Here is a 13781-nt window from a genome sequence, read left to right on the forward strand (position 1 = left end):
TTCCCTGTATCACAGAGATACAGGGAAAACGGCTTTATTCAGGTTTGAGTATCCTGCCCGTCTAAAGCAAGCGGCCATTGAGCATGGTTTTGCCACTGAATTTCCTGCTGTAAAGACTCTGCCCTCAGAGGGTGTTGCATTAGCCAGCCATGAGGTAACGTTATTGTTAACGCTTCACCACTCACTTTTAAACGTAGAGCAGGGAGTGTGTCATCTTGACGACGGTTGGCGAAGATGATAGCTAACCGCAACAGGCGACATAAACGTTGAGCTTGTATCGGAGGTAAGGCGTTTTGTTGATTGAAGGAAAACAAATCAATGGGGCCGCTTTGGTTCTTTAGTAATGTGGCTAAGAGTTTTTTCTGTGCGGGCGTATAGCCGGGGAGAGTGAGATAATTGATAAGATAGGCTGCATGTGATGGAGCTTGGTGGAAATCAATACTCAGGCCAATTTCATGTATCAGACAGGCACTTTGTAATAATTCATGACATCGGCTATCCAGCTCCCAAGATTTTGCAATTTGTGGTAGGAAGTGTTCAGTCAATTGTTTGACTCGTTGAGACTGTTCAACGTCTAACTGAAAACGGCGCTGTATATTACGTAGTGTTCTAGTACGAATATCTGGCTCTATTGGTAAATCCAGCATGCCATAAACAAGACCTTCCCGTAAGGCACCGCCCGCAAGGATCATACTTTCAATATTTAATGCCTGGAAAATCGCTATCAGGATAGCCAGACCACTTGGGAAAACCAAAGCCCGTTCCAGCGTCAACCCTTCTATTTCCAGCTCTTCCAGTTTACCGCATTCAATCGCTTTATGTTTGAGCTCTTGAAGTTTCGGCAAAGTGATCAGCTCATCCATACCCTGAGCAATCATGATTTCTTGCAGAGCTTGAACGGTGCCGGAAGCGCCTACACAAATCTGCCAGCCTTGTTCGGTAAGCTTTGGCACAATGGGTTTCAACGTTTCATGTGCGGCAGCTTCGGCTTTGGCGAAATTCTCTTCCGTCAGGCTACGGTCATTAAAGTAGCCTTCAAGCCAGGTAACACAACCCATACTTAGGCTGGATAACTGAGAGGCTTTTGCCCCATTCCCCGTAACCAGCTCTGTACTTGCACCGCCAATATCGACAACCAGACGTTTTTCAGGGCCGCCAGTTGTATGGGCAACGCCTTGATAAATAAGCCGAGCTTCATCTTCGCCACTGATTACTTTAACCGGACAATTAAGGATTTCTGCTGCTTTTTTCACAAATTCGTCTGAATTTTCAGCGATGCGTAAAGTTGCCGTAGCAACAACACGGATTTGTGATGGTGGTATATCCTGTAAGCGTTCAGAAAAAACCCTGAGACATTGCCAGCCTCTCTCCATCGCCTGTTGAGATAAACGGTTATTTTTATCTAATCCGGCGGCCAGCCTGACTTTACGTTTGATTCGTGCCAGTATCTGCATACTGCCAGATACTTCGCGCACAACCAGCATATGAAAACTGTTTGAACCCAGGTCGATAGCCGCATAGAGCGAAGAAGAACTCAGCATCATTATTCAGCCTGAACGTTTACGGTTATTACGTGGTGTATTATTACGATGCGACAAATTGTTACGGCGCTGATGGTTTCCTGAACGCGAACGGTAGCGGCGTTTAGGAGCCGGTAAGTCTTGCAGCAAGGCTTGGCTGTTATATTTGCTGACCGGGATAGCGTGCTGAATATAACTTTCAATCGCTGGCAGGTTTAGAGCGTATTCTTCACAGGCCAGGCTGATCGAGTGTCCGCTTTCACCTGCTCGGCCAGTACGGCCAATGCGGTGAACATAATCCTCACAATCATCGGGTAAGTCATAATTAAATACGTGAGTGACTGACGGAATATGTAATCCACGGGCTGCGACATCAGTGGCAACTAGAACATCAATATGGCCGTTGCTGAATTCTTCTAGAATGCGTAACCGTTTTTTTTTGTGCTACATCACCGGTTAGTAACCCAACTCGATGTCCGTCAGCAGCCAGATGCGCCCAGATATCTTCACAACGATGTTTTGTATTGGCGAAAATGATGCAGCGATCAGGCCATTCTTCTTCCAATAACGTTTGAAGCAGGCGCATCTTTTCTTCATTAGAAGGATAAAACAGCTCTTCGCGGATACGGTGTCCCGTTTTCTGTAGCGGTTCCACCTCGACATACTCTGCATGATTCATTTGCTCAAATGCCAATTCTCGGACTCGGTAAGAGAGCGTGGCAGAAAACAGTAGGTTCATACGTTCGTTTGCTGGTGGCATCCGGCGGAATAACCAGCGGATATCTTTGATAAAACCGAGATCGTACATGCGATCAGCTTCATCAAGAATCACAACTTGAACCGCATTCAGATTAATGTGCCCCTGTTTGGTATAGTCGATCAGACGTCCGGTAGTGCCGATAACAATGTCAACACCAGATTCCAGCACTTTTAGCTGCTTGTCGTAACCATCGCCGCCGTAGGCAAGACCCATCTTTAAACCCGTTACCTGTGCCAGATTTTCTGCATCTGAGTAAATCTGTACAGCAAGTTCGCGGGTAGGAGCCATAATCAGCGCTCTTGGCTGATTGGTTTGACGCTCCTCCGCTGCGGGATGAGTCAGTAAATAATGAAAAGCAGACGCTAAAAATGCTAGCGTCTTCCCCGTACCGGTTTGCGCTTGCCCCGCGACATCACGACCTTCGACAGTGAAAGGCAATGTCAATGCTTGTATCGGTGTACAATTAGAAAAACCCTTATTATCAAGAGCTTCTATAACCTTGGGGTGCAAGGCGAAGTCGGAAAACTTCTTTTCTGTCAAGTGTGTTTTACTCATAGTGTGGTAGAATATCAGTTAACCATTGTCTTACGAAAGTGTATCCACTGAAATAAAGGCAACCTTATATCAGTAATGTTACACTAGCATGGTAAAAAATTATTCTTTGGAGTAAAAAATGAGCGAAAAAATTATTCATTTGAGTGATACTAGCTTTGATACTGATGTTCTTAACGCAGAAGGTCCAGTTCTTGTCGATTTTTGGGCTGCCTGGTGTGGGCCATGTAAAATGATTGCACCTATCTTGGATGAAATTGCCCCAGAATATTCAGGCAAACTGACTATTGCTAAATTGAACATTGATGACAACCCGGCAACGGCTCCTAAGTATGGTATCCGTGGTATTCCTACACTGTTGCTGTTCAAAGATGGTCAGGTTGCTGCTACTAAAGTGGGAGCATTGTCAAAGACTCAATTGAAAGAATTTTTGGATACTAATCTCTGATTGAAGTGAGCTCACATTAATACCGGGCGTTTAGCGTATATTATTATTTCTTTCATTGACCGCTAGACGTCCGTAAAGAAGCGTGATAAGTTAGCGCCACTGCTTGTATCACATACATCATGTTAGAAGTATGTTGCATACTGAATAATCTGTAGTGTCTGATAAGTCTGTTATCTCTGGATAGTCTAAAATATCCAATGGGTTATACGGGAATAATCTGGCGTATAGCTCGTTACGTTGAGATAGTTTTTATCGAAATCAGTAATGTTTCAGCATTATCTCAACAGCGTTTTTGACAGCCTGTCAGTCTTATTTGAGCTCAATCTTAGTACTTCAAATTATTACCTTTTTATATGAATAACGTATTAAAGGTCTGATTTGTTTTTTGTACAAAATAAACAGGCACCGATCGATGACGCTGCCATACTATTCACGTTCATAGTTCGAGATATACCCCGAGTTTAAGAACCCACCATTATGAATCTTACCGAATTAAAGAATACGCCGGTATCTGAACTGATTACACTCGGCGAAAATATGGGGCTGGAAAATCTAGCCCGTATGCGTAAACAAGATATTATCTTCTCTATCCTTAAGCAGCATGCGAAAAGCGGAGAAGATATCTTCGGTGATGGCGTGCTGGAGATATTGCAGGATGGATTTGGATTCCTCCGTTCAGCAGATAGTTCCTACCTTGCCGGCCCCGATGATATCTACGTTTCTCCTAGCCAAATCCGTCGTTTTAACCTCCGTACTGGTGACACAATTTCAGGTAAAATCCGTCCACCTAAAGAAGGTGAACGCTATTTTGCCCTGTTGAAGGTTAACGAAGTTAATTTTGACAAACCAGAAAATGCCCGCAGTAAAATTCTTTTTGAAAACTTAACCCCTCTGCATGCTAATAGCCGTTTGCGTATGGAGCGTGGTAATGGTTCCACTGAGGACTTGACTGCTCGTGTTCTGGATCTGGCGGCGCCGATTGGCCGTGGACAACGTGGTCTAATCGTCGCGCCACCAAAAGCGGGTAAGACGATGTTGCTGCAAAATATTGCTGCTAATATTGCTCACAATCATCCAGATTGTGTATTGATGGTACTTCTGATTGATGAACGTCCAGAAGAAGTTACTGAAATGCAACGTCTGGTAAAAGGTGAGGTTATTGCTTCTACTTTTGATGAGCCAGCTTCTCGCCATGTTCAGGTGGCGGAGATGGTTATTGAGAAAGCAAAACGTCTGGTTGAACACAAAAAAGACGTGATTATCCTGCTTGACTCTATTACTCGCTTAGCACGTGCTTATAACACTGTTGTCCCTGCATCCGGTAAGGTATTGACTGGTGGTGTGGATGCTAATGCGTTACATCGTCCGAAACGTTTCTTCGGTGCGGCGCGTAATGTGGAAGAGGGCGGAAGCCTGACCATTATTGCGACTGCGTTGGTGGATACGGGCTCCAAGATGGATGAAGTGATTTACGAAGAGTTCAAAGGTACAGGTAACATGGAACTGCATCTCTCCCGTAAAATTGCTGAAAAACGCGTTTTCCCAGCTATCGATTACAACCGTTCTGGTACACGTAAAGAAGAGCTACTCACCACCTCTGAAGAGCTACAAAAAATGTGGATTCTGCGCAAAATTATTCATCCGATGGGAGAAATTGATGCGATGGAATTCCTTATCAACAAACTGGCTATGAGTAAAACGAATGACGATTTCTTTGACATGATGAAACGTTCATAGTTTTTAACTCAGTTCATGATCATTTTAATCAGCGCCACAGTTTCGTGGCGTTTTTTGTATCCGCCATACTGTTATAACACTATATATGGCATGTATTTTGCATAATTATTGCTTCCCAATAGTGTCATACATAGATGTAAAGGTTATTAATTTTTCTACAGTGAATAAATCAAAGAAGAATACCCTCACGAAGCGAAGAATTTATGAAGTTGGTTCCTGGCCAGAAAAACCATGTACCTGTGGATAATAAATAACCAGGCTATATTTGTTTTTCACGGAGAGTTTTTATCGTGAATATTCCCAGTATGAGTATCGAAGTTTTTTGCATTTTCCTGTTTTCGTTTGCGTTTTTATTTATGGCGCGTATTGTAGGAAAGAAGATTGGCCTCGTTGATAGACCTAATTATCGTAAGCATCATCAGGGATTAGTACCTCTGGTGGGTGGGATTTCGGTATTTGCTGGGATCTGTTTTACTTTTGTTATAACAAACGAGTTTATACCTCATAAGTGGCTGTATTTAATTTGTGCCACTTTACTGGTATTTGTCGGCGCATTGGATGACCGTTTTGATATCAGCGTTAAGGTCCGAGCAACCATCCAAGCTCTGGTTGGTATTGCGATGATGTATTTTGCTGGCCTGAAATTAGATAGTCTTGGTTATGCTTTCGGCCCTTGGGACATGACACTTGGACCGTTTAGTTATGTTGTGACACTATTTGCTGTCTGGGCTGCTATCAATGCATTCAATATGGTTGATGGGATAGATGGATTATTAGGCGGATTATCCTGTGTCTCCTTCGGTGCTTTGGGGATCTTGCTGTATCAAAGTGGTAATACGGCACTAGCATTATGGTGTTTTGCATTTATTGCTGCCATTCTCCCTTATGTTGTTCTTAATCTTGGTTTATTAAGCCAACGCTTCAAAGTGTTTATGGGGGATGCGGGCAGTACACTGATTGGTTTTACCATTATCTGGTTGCTCATTGAATCTACTCAGGGAAATGAACATCCTGTTAATCCAGTTACTGCGTTGTGGGTTGTTGCCGTTCCATTAATGGATATGGTTGCGATTATGTACCGTCGGCTACGGAAAGGGATGAGCCCATTTTCTCCTGACAGGCAACATATTCACCACCTAATTATGCGGTCTGGATTCTCATCTCGTCAGGCTTTTATTTTAATCACTGTTGCTGCCGCTTTATTAGCCGCTATCGGAATTACCGGAGAATGGCTGGAATTTGTTCCTGATTGGGTAATGTTGGCACTGTTCTTGCTTGCATTTGTGTTGTATGGCTATTGCCTCAAGCGTGTATGGAAGGTAGCTCGTTTTATTAAACGGCAAAAGCGTCGTATGCGCCGTTCAGCTAACCATTAAACATCTATTATCAGCAGAGGTTCTGTGCAGTGATAAAATCAGAAACGAAATCTATTCAGGATGAACAAGCTCTGGAGCATGAGCTGGATATTAGAGCCTTGTGCAGTGCGCTATGGCGTGGAAAGATATGGATTGTTGTACTGGCAATAATTTTCGCAACCGCGGCGCTAGGAGCATCTTATTTGATGCAGCAAAAATGGAGTGCCACAGCAATCACGGATCTGCCTACGACTAATCAGTTGGGGAGTTATTACTCCCAGCAGCAATTTTTGCGCAATCTGGATACTCACATTAACATTTCACCGGAAACTCAGTTACCGTCTATTTCAGAAGAAGCCTATAAGGAGTTCATCACCCAGATTGCAGCATATGATACTCGCCGTGAATTCTGGTTGAAATCTGATTATTACAAGCAGCAGCAGGAGGGCGATGCCAGAGCTGATGCGGCTTTATTAGATGAATTAGTCAATAATATTCAGTTTATTCCCCATGATGATAAAAAAGTGCTGAATGACAGCATTAAATTGACCGCTGAGTCTTCTGGACAAGCAAATCAACTCCTGCGCCAGTACATTGCTTTTGCCAATAGTCGTGCCAGTACTCATTTAAATGATGAAGTAAAAGGTGCATGGGTTACCCGTGCCCAATCTGTGGATGCACTGGTTAAGCGCCAGAAAATGGTCGCTAAAGCGCTTTATGACCGCGAAATGAATGTATTACAGCAATCCTTGAAAATTGCGGAAAAACAAGGGATTCGGCGCAATCAAACGGATATGCCGGTGGATCAGTTGCCCGATTCAAAAATGTTTATGTTAGGGGCGCCGTTGTTACAGGCTCAACTTGAGACTTTAGGAGCAATAGGGCCTAAGTATAATGTGGACTATGACCAGAATATTGCAATGTTAGCAGCATTGGATGTTCTTCCGACGCAGGATCAATTCCAGGCTTACCGCTATTTGAGAACACCAGAGGAGCCGATTACCAGAGATAGTCCTCGTAGAATGTTCTTGATGATCATGTGGGGGGCAGTTGGTGCTTTAGTGGGTGCCGGCGTGGCGTTGGTTAAATGTTCGCGTAAATAATCAGATAATTATTAGAAATAACTATTTCTGAAGGGATATCTTCTGCAACTCCAGCAGCAGGAGTAAATAGCATTAAGAGTATTGTTTGCAGGAAAATCTGCAAGTTACTGACTATAAGAGAGTCACTGTGAAAGTGTTGACTGTGTTTGGTACTCGGCCGGAGGCCATTAAGATGGCTCCGCTAGTACACGCATTGGCAAAGGATGAAGCCTTCGAAGCGAAAGTATGTGTCACCGCCCAACATCGGGAAATGTTGGATCAGGTGTTACACCTTTTTGAGATCACTCCCGATTTTGATCTCAATATTATGAAATCAGGGCAAGATCTAACGGATATTACTTGTCGTATTTTGGCAGGATTAAAGCCTGTTTTAGCAGAATTTAAGCCTGATGTTGTATTGGTTCACGGAGATACGACAACAACGATGGCAACCAGTTTGGCTGCGTTCTACCAACGTATCCCTGTTGGTCACATTGAAGCTGGATTAAGAACGGGTGATCTTTATTCCCCTTGGCCGGAAGAGGCGAACCGTAAGATTGCTGGACATCTGGCAATGTATCATTTTGCTCCGACGGAAAACTCTCGTAAGAATTTACAGAAAGAATCAATTACAGATAATCGAGTTTTTGTTACCGGAAATACAGTGATTGATGCATTGCTGTGGGTACGTGATCGAATAATGAATGATGAGGCAATGCGAAGTAAGCTAGCGAAGCACTACCCATTTATTGATACTAATAAAAAAATGATCCTAGTGACGGGGCATCGTCGTGAGAGTTTTGGTGGCGGATTTGAGCGAATTTGTGAAGCTTTGGCACAGATAGCCCGCGCTCATCCAGATGTGCAAGTCGTCTATCCGGTTCATTTAAACCCGAATGTCAGTGAGCCAGTAAAACGCATTTTGCATGATGTTGATAACATTATTCTCATCGAACCGCAGGATTATTTGCCATTTGTTTATCTAATGAACCATGCCTATATGATCCTGACAGATTCCGGTGGTATTCAGGAAGAAGCCCCTTCTTTAGGAAAACCGGTGTTAGTGATGCGTAACACGACTGAACGGCCAGAGGCGGTTGATGCTGGAACGGTACGTTTGGTAGGAACAGAAACAAAAACTATCGTGGAAGAGGTGACTCGATTGTTGACAGACGATGCTGCCTATCAGCAAATGAGCCGCGCTCATAATCCTTATGGGGATGGCGATGCCTGTCGACGTATTCTCGACGCTTTGAAAAAAATCAGGTGACACTATGAGCTTTGAAACTATTTCTGTTATTGGTCTTGGTTATATTGGTTTGCCAACGGCGGCAGCGTTTGCATCCCGCAATAAGAAAGTCATTGGCGTGGATGTTAATCAGCATACAGTAGAAACCATCAACCGTGGTGCAATTCATATTGTAGAACCGGATCTAGACAAAGTGGTGAAAGTTGCCGTAGAAGGCGGTTACCTGAAAGCCGTGATTGCTCCGTTACCCGCAGATGCTTTTCTGATAGCTGTTCCGACGCCTTTTAAAGGCGATCATGAGCCGGATATGACGTATGTACGTTCCGCAGCCGAATCTGTAGCTCCGGTGCTGAAAAAAGGTGATCTGGTTATTCTGGAATCTACCTCACCAGTAGGCGCGACGGAGCAGATGGCGGAATGGCTGGCAGCAGCGCGTCCTGATTTAACTTTCCCACAACAGGTTGGAGAGGAGTCTGATATTGATATCGCTTACTGTCCTGAACGTGTGTTACCAGGACAAGTTATGGTTGAATTAATTAAGAATGACCGCGTTGTTGGCGGTATGACGTCAAAATCTTCGGCCAGAGCCAGCGAGCTGTATAAAATTTTCCTTGAAGGTGAATGTGTTGTCACTAATTCAAGAACGGCAGAAATGTGTAAGCTGACAGAAAACAGTTTCCGAGATGTAAACATTGCATTCGCCAACGAACTTTCCCTGATTTGTGCTGATCAAGGGATCAACGTGTGGGAACTGATCAGCTTGGCAAATCGTCACCCGCGTGTAAATATTCTCCAACCAGGTCCTGGCGTGGGTGGTCATTGTATTGCAGTTGATCCGTGGTTTATTGTTTCTCAAAACCCGAAACAATCACGTCTTATTCATACAGCACGTATGGTTAATGATGACAAACCATTGTGGGTTGTGGATCAAGTGAAAGCGGCTGTTGCGGATTGTTTAGCTGAAAGTGGAAAACGCGCAAGCGAAGTGAAAATTGCCTGTTTTGGTTTGGCGTTTAAACCAAATATTGACGATTTGCGTGAGAGCCCAGCGGTGCATATCACCGATATGATTGCGCAATGGCATGCAGGTGAAACGCTGGCTGTAGAACCTCATGTTCATGAATTACCTGCTTCCTTGAAGGAAATAACTCGATTAGTTAATCTGGAAAAGGCGCTGGAAGAAGCAGATATCCTGTTGATGCTGGTGGATCATAATCAGTTTAAAGCTGTAAACAGTCATGAAATTAAACAGAAGTGGATTGTGGATACAAAAGGAGTCTGGCGTTGAGACGTATTCTAATCACAGGTGGTGCGGGTTTTATTGGTTCCGCGGTTGTGCGGCATATCATTGATAATACAGAAGACAGCGTGGTTGTGGTTGATAGTCTGACTTACGCCGGTAATCTGGCGTCTCTTGCCCCAGTTGCAGATAGCTCTCGTTATGCGTTTGAACAGGTTGATATTTGTCAACGTGGAGCGCTGGATCGAGTTTTTGAGCAATATCAGCCGGATTGTGTGATGCATCTGGCGGCAGAAAGCCATGTGGATCGCTCTATTGATGGCCCGGCGGCATTTATCGAAACCAACATTGTGGGTACTTATACTTTGTTGGAAGCTGCGCGTGCTTTCTGGCAGAAACTCAGTGAAGAGAAACAGGCTGTTTTCCGTTTTCACCACATTTCAACAGATGAAGTGTATGGTGATTTACATGATGAAGAGGGCTTTTTTACCGAAACAACACCTTATGCGCCAAGTAGTCCATATTCGGCGTCCAAAGCGTCCAGCGATCATCTGGTAAAAGCATGGCACCGGACTTATGGTTTACCGGTCATTATCACCAATTGTTCTAATAACTATGGTCCTTATCATTTCCCGGAAAAATTGATCCCACTGATGATCTTAAATGCATTAGCAGGAAAATCTTTACCGGTATATGGTGAAGGGAAACAAATTCGCGATTGGTTGTATGTGGAAGACCATGCCAGAGCACTCTATTTGGTTGTGACAGAAGCTGAACCGGGTAAAACCTACAATATTGGTGGTCATAATGAACGCAAAAATATTGATGTGGTTTGTGCGATTTGTGAGCTGTTGGAAGAATTTTGTCCTGAGAAACCAGCGGGCATTGCTTATTATCGAGACTTGATTACTTATGTTGCGGATCGTCCAGGCCATGATATGCGTTATGCCATTGATGCGGCAAAAGTTGAGCGTGAGCTAGGCTGGAGGCCACAAGAGACATTTGAATCAGGTATTCGCAAAACAGTTCAATGGTATTTAGAAAATGAAAACTGGTGGCGTAAAGTTCAAGACGGCTCTTATGCTGGTGAACGCCTTGGATTAGGTAAAAACTGAATGACGATGGGGGCAGTAAATATGAAAGGGATCATTCTGGCAGGTGGATCAGGAACCCGGTTGCATCCGATAACACAGGGTGTTTCCAAACAATTACTGCCAATTTATGATAAGCCGATGATTTACTATCCTTTGTCAGTACTCATGCTAGCAGGGATACGTGATATTTTGATTATCTCTACGCCAGAAGATTTACCTTCTTTCCGCCGACTATTAGGTGATGGCGACAGATTTGGTATTCACTTAAGCTATAAAGAACAGCCATCACCGGATGGTTTAGCTCAGGCATTTTTGATTGGTGAGGAGTTCATCAACGGCGGGCCTTGCTGCTTGGTATTGGGAGACAATATCTACTTTGGACAAGGGTTCAGCCCAAAATTGAGGAAGGTTGTGTCTCGTGGAAAAGGGGCGACTGTTTTTGGTTATCAAGTGATGGATCCTGAGCGATTTGGGGTGGTGGAATTTGATGACGCGTTCCGCGTTCTTTCTATTGAGGAAAAACCAGAAAAGCCAAAATCCAACTGGGCGGTAACGGGGCTCTATTTCTACGATAATCAAGTAGTAGATTTTGCTAAGCAGGTCAAGCCTTCTGCCAGAGGTGAACTAGAGATTACCAGTATTAACCAGATGTATTTGGAACGTGGCGAACTAAACATTGAGTTGTTAGGGCGTGGTTTTGCCTGGTTGGATACTGGCACTCATGACAGCCTGATTGAGGCCAGCACTTTTGTACAGACCGTTGAGAAACGTCAGGGCTTTAAGATCGCCTGTCTTGAAGAGATCGCTTGGCGTAATGGTTGGCTGGATGATGTACAGTTAAGAGAAACAGTAAAATCCTTGTCAAAAACTGGCTATGGTCAATATCTGCTGGATCTGCTCCATGTCCGTGCGCGCCAATATTGAACCATTAGAGTGGGATAGCCACTATTTTGGGTTGTCCACCGCTCGCCTTGATTTCACACCTGATGCCGGTCTGCTAACCTCATCTCAGTTAGATCAGTATACTTTAGTGCAAGCTAAAGTACCTGCACAGCGATTGGATCTTATTGATGGCTTATCCGCGTTGGGCTTTTCGCTAGTGGAAGGGGAAGTAGACTTTTCCTTAATGATTGGCATAGAAAATGCTAAAGACAACTCTGAAAGTAATCTACTTTCGGCTGAGCGGCGAGATATCCCGATGTTGAAAGAGGTGGCGTCCAACGTATTTCCTTTAAGTCGTTTCCGAACCCCGTGGTATCAACCACAGGATAGTGGTCGTTTCTACGCGACTTGGGTTGAAAAAGCGGTATTGGGGACATTTGATCATCAATGTTTGCTGGTAAACGGAGATAATGGGCAACCCGCAGGATTTGTTACTTTACGGGATATTGGGGCAGGAGAGGCTCGTATGGGTTTACTGGCTGTATTCCCAGGAAATATTGGCCGTGGGATTGGCTCAAAATTGATGTTGGCGGCGCAGCAGTGGTGTCAACGCCACCAAATACGGCAGTTAAGGATTGCGACACAAACCAGCAACATTGCTGCTTTGCGCCTTTATACACGCAGTGGTGCGTTTGTTGAAAGCACCGCGTATTGGTTATATAGGGGATGAAATGATTCCATTTAACAAACCACCAGTAGTTGGCACTGAATTAGATTACATGAAGCAAGCAATGGAGAGCGGTAAGCTTTGCGGGGATGGTGGTTTCACCAAACGTTGTGAAGAGTGGATGGAACAACATTTCAATTGTCCGAAAGTTCTATTAACACCATCTTGTACCGCTGCACTGGAAATGGCGGCTATTTTGCTGAATATCCAACCCGGTGATGAAGTTATTATGCCGAGTTTCACTTTCGTTTCCAGTTCTAACGCGTTTGTACTGCGTGGGGCAACCATTGTATTTGTGGATATCCGCCCGGATACCATGAATATTGATGAAACCAAAATCGAAGCAGCAATTACAGCTAGAACACGCGTGATTGTTCCAGTGCATTACGCCGGTGTGGCCTGTGAAATGGATACCATTATGGCTCTGGCAGAGAAATATAATCTGTTTGTCGTGGAAGATGCTGCGCAGGGGGTAATGTCTACTTATAAAGGGCGTGCACTGGGAACTATCGGACACATTGGTTGCTATAGTTTCCACGAAACAAAAAACTACTCTTCTGGTGGTGAAGGTGGTGCTGCGCTTATCAATGATCAATCACTGATTTCCCGTGCAGAAATTGTTCGCGAAAAAGGGACTAATCGTAGCCAGTTTTTCCGTGGCCAAGTTGATAAATATACCTGGCGCGATATCGGTTCGAGTTATCTGATGTCGGAGCTTCAGGCTGCTTATTTGTGGGCGCAATTAGAGAAAGTTGAGACAATCAATGAACGTCGCCTTGCCTTGTGGGATACCTATTATCAAGCATTAAAACCGCTGGCTGATGCTGGTCTCCTGACGTTGCCTGTAATACCGGAAGGGTTGGAGCATAATGCCCATATGTTCTATATCAAGCTGAAAGATGTTGAAGAACGCTCAGCATTCAATAGCTATATGAAAGACGCGGGTGTACTAACGGTATTCCATTATGTTTCTCTGCATACCAGCCCCGGTGGTGAAAAATTTGGCCGCTTCCACGGGGAAGATCGTTTTACTACCTGCGAAAGTGATCGTCTGGTGCGTTTACCGATGTTTTACAACATAACAGACGCTGAACAGCAGATTGTCATCAAACATATTCGGGAATACTTCGCCTGA

The 13781-nt window shown here is 44.2% G+C and carries 11 protein-coding genes and 1 pseudogene; 10 read left to right on the forward strand and 2 right to left on the reverse strand.

Annotated elements, in window-relative coordinates; all coding sequences use genetic code 11:
* Positions 1–38 precede the first annotated feature (38 nt).
* Positions 39–1541 carry a guanosine-5'-triphosphate,3'-diphosphate diphosphatase gene (gene gppA, locus C6H66_RS04635; RefSeq protein WP_105394954.1) on the reverse strand — a complete coding sequence of 501 codons (1503 nt, stop codon included), beginning with the start codon at positions 1539–1541 and terminating at the stop codon, positions 39–41.
* Between the two features lie 6 nt (positions 1542–1547).
* A pseudogene (gene rhlB, locus C6H66_RS04640) lies at positions 1548–2835 on the reverse strand (ATP-dependent RNA helicase RhlB).
* Between the two features lie 118 nt (positions 2836–2953).
* On the opposite strand from rhlB, the gene trxA reads away from it, so the two are divergent.
* From trxA to rffA, 10 genes are all read left to right on the forward strand, one after another.
* Entirely contained in the window at positions 2954–3280 is a 327-nt protein-coding gene (trxA, locus tag C6H66_RS04645; protein WP_105394918.1) for a thioredoxin TrxA, read from the forward strand.
* A 477-nt stretch (positions 3281–3757) separates the two neighbouring features.
* A complete protein-coding gene (gene rho, locus C6H66_RS04650) occupies positions 3758–5017 on the forward strand; it encodes a transcription termination factor Rho (RefSeq protein WP_011148733.1) in 1260 nt (419 codons plus the stop codon).
* A 290-nt stretch (positions 5018–5307) separates the two neighbouring features.
* The gene (gene wecA / locus C6H66_RS04655) at positions 5308–6393 is read left to right on the forward strand and encodes a UDP-N-acetylglucosamine--undecaprenyl-phosphate N-acetylglucosaminephosphotransferase (protein ID WP_105394919.1); all 1086 of its coding nucleotides are present in this window, start codon (positions 5308–5310) and stop codon (positions 6391–6393) included.
* Between the two features lie 29 nt (positions 6394–6422).
* On the forward strand, positions 6423–7475 hold the full coding sequence (gene wzzE, locus C6H66_RS04660) for an ECA polysaccharide chain length modulation protein (protein ID WP_105394920.1): 1053 nt from the start codon (positions 6423–6425) through the stop codon (positions 7473–7475).
* Positions 7476–7602: 127 nt separating this feature from the next.
* Complete coding sequence (gene wecB / locus C6H66_RS04665) at positions 7603–8724, forward strand: non-hydrolyzing UDP-N-acetylglucosamine 2-epimerase (RefSeq protein ID WP_105394921.1); 1122 nt, start codon at positions 7603–7605, stop codon at positions 8722–8724.
* A gap of 4 nt (positions 8725–8728) precedes the next feature.
* Positions 8729–9991 carry a UDP-N-acetyl-D-mannosamine dehydrogenase gene (gene wecC / locus C6H66_RS04670; RefSeq protein WP_105394922.1) on the forward strand — a complete coding sequence of 421 codons (1263 nt, stop codon included), beginning with the start codon at positions 8729–8731 and terminating at the stop codon, positions 9989–9991.
* Positions 9988–11058, forward strand: a complete 1071-nt coding sequence (gene rffG, locus C6H66_RS04675; protein ID WP_105394923.1) for a dTDP-glucose 4,6-dehydratase — start codon at positions 9988–9990, stop codon at positions 11056–11058. The genes wecC and rffG overlap by 4 nt, the downstream gene beginning before the upstream one ends.
* A gap of 21 nt (positions 11059–11079) precedes the next feature.
* Positions 11080–11961, forward strand: coding sequence for a glucose-1-phosphate thymidylyltransferase RfbA (gene rfbA, locus C6H66_RS04680; protein ID WP_105394955.1), 882 nt, complete (start codon positions 11080–11082; stop codon positions 11959–11961).
* Positions 11939–12649 (forward strand): dTDP-4-amino-4,6-dideoxy-D-galactose acyltransferase, encoded by a 711-nt coding sequence (gene rffC, locus C6H66_RS04685; protein WP_105394924.1) that lies wholly within the window; start codon positions 11939–11941, stop codon positions 12647–12649. The genes rfbA and rffC overlap by 23 nt, the downstream gene beginning before the upstream one ends.
* Position 12650: 1 nt before the next feature.
* Entirely contained in the window at positions 12651–13781 is a 1131-nt protein-coding gene (rffA, locus tag C6H66_RS04690) for a dTDP-4-amino-4,6-dideoxygalactose transaminase (RefSeq protein ID WP_105394925.1), read from the forward strand.

Origin of the sequence: Photorhabdus hindustanensis (genome assembly GCF_002968995.1) — a bacterium.
In the GTDB taxonomy this organism is placed as follows: domain Bacteria; phylum Pseudomonadota; class Gammaproteobacteria; order Enterobacterales; family Enterobacteriaceae; genus Photorhabdus; species Photorhabdus akhurstii.

What these genes read in the sequence shown, in the direction of transcription:
- rffA (WP_105394925.1), top strand. Translation starts at nt 12,651, where the DNA reads ATGATTCCATTTAACAAACCACCAGTAGTTGGCACTGAATTAGATTAC.
- rho (WP_011148733.1), top strand. Translation starts at nt 3,758, where the DNA reads ATGAATCTTACCGAATTAAAGAATACGCCGGTATCTGAACTGATTACA.
- wecC (WP_105394922.1), top strand. Translation starts at nt 8,729, where the DNA reads ATGAGCTTTGAAACTATTTCTGTTATTGGTCTTGGTTATATTGGTTTG.
- rfbA (WP_105394955.1), top strand. Translation starts at nt 11,080, where the DNA reads ATGAAAGGGATCATTCTGGCAGGTGGATCAGGAACCCGGTTGCATCCG.
- gppA (WP_105394954.1), bottom strand. Translation starts at nt 1,541, where the DNA reads ATGCTGAGTTCTTCTTCGCTCTATGCGGCTATCGACCTGGGTTCAAAC.
- trxA (WP_105394918.1), top strand. Translation starts at nt 2,954, where the DNA reads ATGAGCGAAAAAATTATTCATTTGAGTGATACTAGCTTTGATACTGAT.
- rffC (WP_105394924.1), top strand. Translation starts at nt 11,939, where the DNA reads ATGTCCGTGCGCGCCAATATTGAACCATTAGAGTGGGATAGCCACTAT.